Source organism: Mesorhizobium sp. M7A.F.Ca.MR.362.00.0.0, assembly GCF_004023175.1.
Lineage (GTDB): Bacteria > Pseudomonadota > Alphaproteobacteria > Rhizobiales > Rhizobiaceae > Mesorhizobium.
This window is the reverse complement of the sequence record NZ_RZTF01000151.1, coordinates 1-4508: the sequence shown is the minus strand read 5'-3', so window position 1 is coordinate 4508 and position 4508 is coordinate 1. Positions and strand designations below refer to the sequence as shown.

Annotated in this window: 4 protein-coding genes (1 of these 4 running past the window's edge); all 4 read right to left on the bottom strand. The window is 61.5% G+C overall.

The window, feature by feature from the left end:
- A protein-coding gene (locus EOC06_RS18900; protein WP_128308491.1) for an ATP-binding protein crosses the window boundary here: on the bottom strand, positions 1-1353 show its 5' portion. The gene continues 564 nt to the left of window position 1, outside the view; only the first 1353 of its 1917 coding nucleotides appear in the window; the start codon lies at positions 1351-1353; its stop codon lies beyond the left edge, outside the window.
- Positions 1354-1377: 24 nt separating this feature from the next.
- Positions 1378-2523 carry a hypothetical protein gene (locus tag EOC06_RS18895; protein WP_127266548.1) on the bottom strand — a complete coding sequence of 382 codons (1146 nt, stop codon included), beginning with the start codon at positions 2521-2523 and terminating at the stop codon, positions 1378-1380.
- A 31-nt stretch (positions 2524-2554) separates the two neighbouring features.
- Positions 2555-3643, bottom strand: coding sequence for a hypothetical protein (locus EOC06_RS18890; protein WP_127266549.1), 1089 nt, complete (start codon positions 3641-3643; stop codon positions 2555-2557).
- Between the two features lie 311 nt (positions 3644-3954).
- Positions 3955-4344, bottom strand: coding sequence for a cytochrome c family protein (locus tag EOC06_RS18885; protein WP_128308490.1), 390 nt, complete (start codon positions 4342-4344; stop codon positions 3955-3957).
- Positions 4345-4508: the final 164 nt, after the last annotated feature.

The following is a 4508-nucleotide window of genomic DNA, read 5'->3' as shown; positions in this document are numbered from 1 at the left end:
GTCGATGTAGTCGTTGCGGCTCTGGGGCCCGTCGACCAGCCAGCGGGCGCCGGCGCGCTGGCGCAGCGCGTCGTCGACATTTTCGGGATAGTTGGAGAACATGCCGAACGAGCAGTTGCCGCGCACCACGGTCGCGGCACCGGCGAAGGCATCCATCAACACGCCGGTGATTTCCTGCTGGCCGGCCGAGGCGCGGTCGTCTGAGCGGCGCGCCGCCACCTGGTCGATGTCGTCGATGGTGCCGAAGCCGATGACGCGCGGGTTCAGCACATTGTTGATGAACTGGCGGCAGTTCTGGCCTGATTTGCCCTGATAGGACGAGATCTGGTCGACGCCGAAATTCTCGTAGGCGAAGGGATAGCCGGCGACCTGGCAATAGCCGTTGACGAGGCCGGCGATCATCTGGATCAGGGTCGTCTTGCCGGTGCCGGGCGCGCCGTCGCCGATGAAGGTGAACAGGAAGCCGCCGAGCTCAACGAACGGGTTCAGCTCACGCTCGAAATCGTAGGCCATCAGCATCTTGGCGAGCTTGACCGACTGGTATTTGGCGATGTGGTTGCCGACGACCTCTTCCGGCTTCTTGAATGTCATCACCAGCGGTTTTGAACGCTTGCCCGGCGCGACGTCGAAACCATCGAGGGTGAAATCGTCGGCATCGATACGGATATGCGCGTTCTCGAACGGGCCGATGCCGTCGAAGCGGCCCTTGCGGGCCAGAAGCCCGTCGATGGCGACGCGGGCGAAGGCGCGCGCCCTTGTCATCAGGTCGGCGTCGTCGGACGATCCCGAGATCGCCTTGTCGAGGCCTGCCAGGATCGACTTCACCGCATCCTGCGGCGTATCGAACAGGAAGTCCGGTTCGGGACTGTCGTTGGGCGCCTCGCCGTCGCTGTCGATCAGCTGGAACAGGTAGGAGGCGAGGCTGAAGGCCGAAATGTAAGCCGAGGCCGACAGAAGCTTCTTGAAGGTGGACGCCTCGTCGCCCTCGAGCGGCGCGCGGGTGTTCTTGGCCTGCAGACTTTCAAGGTCCGAGCCCTCGGCAAAGACGTCCGATATTGCCAGCGCGATCGCCGTGCCGCGCCGGGCGCGAAACAGGAGCGTGTGCTGCGGGATGGTCAGCAGCTGGTCGTCGGGATGAACGGCGCCGACGGTCTTGGCCAGCTCGACCTCGCGCGTGCGGCGCACCGAACCGGCCGAGACGGTCGAAACGAAGCGGCGGTTGGTGCCGGCAAGCGCGGTGCCGGAGGAGCTAGACGGGTCCTCCAGCACGACGACGCGGGTGATGAAGCTCTGCGCGGTGGCGCGGTGCTTCTCGATGGCGGCTTCCGGGATGGTAGTCAGGCCGGTATCCATGAAGGGTGCTCCGTGGTGTGACGGTCAGACGTCTGAGATGACCTGTCCGTTGGACAGAATGTGAACCTTGTAGCCGGCAAAGATCTTCTGCGCCTCGCCGGCGGCGTAGAGCGCCTGATAGGCCTCGTGCGGGATCAGCGCATGGTTTTCGTAGCTCGACACGCCCTGGCGCGCGGCTTCCAGATCGTCGGTATTGATGAAGAATTCCTGCGTCGTCTTCTCGCTGGAAAACAGCCCCTTGCGGCCGGGTTTCTCGGCCTTGGAATAGACCTCCTGGATGGTCCAGGTCAGCAGCCAGGCATTTTCGGGCTTGCGCACCTTGGCCAGGACTTCGGTCACCGTCGAATTGTTGTCGGTGATGCCAGCCGAATAGAACGGGCCGAGCACGACGCGGCGCAGCTGCTTGGGATGCAGCGGCTCGAAATCCTTGTCGAGATTGACCGCGATGGTCGCCGGCGACAGCGTGTAGGCGGAGTTCTTCTCGGTGAAATCGTCGAAACGGTGGGCAAGCTCAGGATTGAGCAGGCCATCGACCGGCAGAGGAATGTCGATCGTCTCGTTCAGCTTGCCGTTTCTGTCGACGAGCTGGCGGATCATCGTTTCGGACGAATCCTCCACCGTCACCATGTAGACCAGAGGCAGGTTGGCGCTGCCGTCGAACGTCGCCCAGTGGACGAGATAATAGGGCCGCCCCGTCTTCGGATTGACCGAGACCTTGGCCGTTTGCGCCAGGGTGAACGGGCCGAACGTGTTCTCGCTTTTCACGTCCTCGAGATAAAGCCGCTCGGCTATCGACTTCTGCAGCGCCGCGGGGAATTCCTTGTGGCGCAGGATGAAGTCGGCCATTTCCTCGCGCAACTCGCCGGCGAGCGGAATGTTGGCAAGCCGCGCGTCGGCTTGGCGTCGGTCGTTTTCCAGTTCGAGCAGGTTCTGGAACACCGGAAATCCGCTTTCGGCGCGCGAAATGCGGAATGTGTCCATGAAGCCCAGCCGGTTGCGCCAGCAGGAAAACGACTTGTCGAGCCTGGCGATGTGTTCGGCGACGATCTTGGCGACGATGCCGTGCCGGTAGAGCGGCGAGCGATCGTCGCGCATGAACACTTCAAGGCCGCTGAGCGCGGCCGTGATGGCGGAAAAATACCGTGCCGCCGCTTCGTTTTCGGGGGTCATGCCTGGTCGCTCGCGGGCAGTGCTTTCACCCTTAAGACTGCACGTAGTTAGCCGAATTGTGCTTCTTCAGCACCTCGTCGAAGCGGCGGGCGAAGGCATCGTCGGCCAGCTTCTTGCGGCGCTGGATATCGGCGGTGGCGACCATGTTCTTCTCGTGCATCTCAAGCAGGTCGCCGATGTGCTTTTGCGAAGCAGCACCGATACCGGCCATGGTTTCCTCGGCGGTGTTGTCGACCTGGCTGCCCAGCGTGTTGATCTTGTGGGCGACGTCCTGCTGGGCCGCGGTCTTCAGCGAATCTTCCAGCGCCTTGTAGAGCACGATGCGCTGCTCGGTATCGATGGTCAGCTTGTTGATCAGCGTCGATTGCGCGGCGATCTGGTTGTTGAGCGAATCGACGAAGGTCTGGAACATCGAGGTGTAACGCTCGAGCGTCTGGCTCTCGGCCAGCAGTTCCTGCTCCTTGGCCTGCTTTTCGTTGTATTCCGTCGCCAGCTTGGAGCGTTCGCCTTCGAGCTGCGTGCGGTCCTTCTGGCTGGTCGAAGCGGCGATCTTGTTTTCGATGTCGAGCAGCATCGGGTTGAGCTCCTCGATGCGCTTCTGCACGGCTTCGAGGTTGGTCATGGTGGTCTTGCGGCGCTCGATCACCTGCGACAGGCTGGTTTCCGAGGTCTTGTAGCGTTGGTCGAGAACCTCTTTCTGCGCCTTCAATATGCCGACGATGGTGTCGGATTTGACCAGCAGTTCCTGCAGATTGCCGGCCAGCGACATGTTGCGAACGCGGTCGGTGCGCATGCGCTGCTTGCTCTGGCTGGAGAAGATGCCAATGAATTTTTCCCAGCCGGTGTAGTTCTTCATGCTCTCGAACTCGGCGCCGAAGACGTTGGTGGCGTCCTCCAGCCCGATGATCAGGTCGGCAATGTTGCCTTCCATCACCTTCTGCTGCTTCAGCACATCCTCGATGCGGGCGTTCTCGAGGTCGAAATTGGCGTCGCCGATCTTCTTGTCTGATGTGGCAAGCGTATCAAGCATGGTGCCGGATTGCTCGATCTTGGAGCGCATGTCCTGCACGACCTGCTTGGTCTTGGCAATTTCGGCGTCGAAATTCTGCAATGTCGCCATTGGGGCCTCCCGCTTCGGCATGACGTCGCTGGTCGCGAACAGCGGCGAATATATGTGGGGCATCAGGGGATTGAAAGACGTGAAGACAAGGGCGGCGTGAAAACAAAAAAATTCGTCAGGGTCTTGAAAGCCAGTGAAGGCTTGGGCTTAGCGTGATTAGCTTGCCGACCAGCCATAGTTCAGCTGTCATTGAACTTTCATGCGGCAAGGCGAAGGCGCACGGATGCCTTTGTATTGGGCAAACCACCGAAGCAATCGCGGCCGCGGTATGCGACGAGAAAGCCGGTTTTACAGAGCTGGCGAACAGCGGATCAGGGCTTGGGATCGGCCTTCAGATAGGCGATGACATTGGCGATGTCGTCGTCCTTGGTCAGGCCGGCAAACGCCATCTTGTTGCCGGGCACTTTCAGCTTGGGTGCCCTGAGATACTCGGCGATATTGGCTTCATCCCAGACCAGGCCGGCGGCGCCGGCACTCTTCATCGCCTCGGAATAGCGGCCAAGATAACTCTCGGCGCTACCGGCGGTGCGGCCAACGACGCCCAACAGATGCGGACCGACCTTGTCGCGGTCGGTGGCTGCTTCATGGCAGGCCATGCACCGGTTGAAGGCCTTCTTGCCCAGGGTCGGGTCGCCGCCGGCATGGGCCACAAGCGAGGTGGCGAGGAGAAGGATGCTGGCGGACGAAGCGGCTCTTAACATGCTGCCCCCGGAGAGTTCTGGCTGGCGGCCTTATAGTACCGAGCCTTTAACAAACGCTGCATCGCGGCGGGATTGCGGAAGACAGGCCCGCGAGTCAGGCCTGTTGTGCCAGATCGCGGCGCAGGAAATCATTCAGCCGCTCGACCGCCTGGGTCGTCGACAGC

What these genes read in the sequence shown, in the direction of transcription:
- EOC06_RS18895 (WP_127266548.1), bottom strand. Translation starts at nt 2,523, where the DNA reads ATGACCCCCGAAAACGAAGCGGCGGCACGGTATTTTTCCGCCATCACG.
- EOC06_RS18890 (WP_127266549.1), bottom strand. Translation starts at nt 3,643, where the DNA reads ATGGCGACATTGCAGAATTTCGACGCCGAAATTGCCAAGACCAAGCAG.
- EOC06_RS18885 (WP_128308490.1), bottom strand. Translation starts at nt 4,344, where the DNA reads ATGTTAAGAGCCGCTTCGTCCGCCAGCATCCTTCTCCTCGCCACCTCG.